Annotated in this window: 1 protein-coding gene; it reads left to right on the forward strand. The window is 71.4% G+C overall.

All coding sequences use genetic code 11. The annotated features are described in order from the left end of the window. Positions 1 to 587 (forward strand): SEC-C metal-binding domain-containing protein (locus tag AM506_RS23600; protein WP_160316915.1); only part of this gene is annotated, 587 nt, incomplete at both ends.

A 587-nucleotide genomic window follows, 5' to 3' on the forward strand; every position in this document is an offset into this window, starting at 1 on the left:
GGAACTGTGGTCCCAGGCGCCGCTGGCGCGCCTGGATTTCCGCTGCGAGCCACTGGCGCGCCCGGGGCGTAACGAACCCTGCTGGTGCGACTCCGGCCGCAAGACCAAGCACTGCTGTGGCGCCGTGACACTGCCCGGCTCGGTGCCGGATCACCTGATGTGGATGCTCTCGCTGCGGGACTGGAAGGGCGACGCCCTCAAGGCGGCGCTGGCGAGTGGCCGGGCCCCGGCCCAGGCGCTGCTCGAGGCGGGCCTGATCGCCGCCGAGACCGGCCAGCGTGGCCGCGCCCAGCAGATCCTCGAGTCGCTGTTCGAGCGTGGCGACTGGTCGCGGCTGCCGGAACAGGCCGAGCCCGCCTTCGAGATCCTGATCGACCTCTACCAGGAGCGCGGCTTCCATCGCAAGCGCGAGAGCCTGCTCGATGCCGTGCTCGAGCACGGTCCGCTGTTCCTGCGTGGCGTGGCACTGGAGCGGCTGTGCCTGATGCACCTCGACAACGACGACCTGGACAGCGCCCGCGCCGCCTTCGTGCGCGCCCAGCAGGCGCTGCCCGACTCGCCCACCCTGGCCTATATCGAGGCCATGC

Source organism: Rossellomorea vietnamensis (genome assembly GCF_001305855.1).
In the GTDB taxonomy this organism is placed as follows: Bacteria; Bacillota; Bacilli; order Bacillales; family Bacillaceae_B; genus Rossellomorea; species Rossellomorea vietnamensis_A.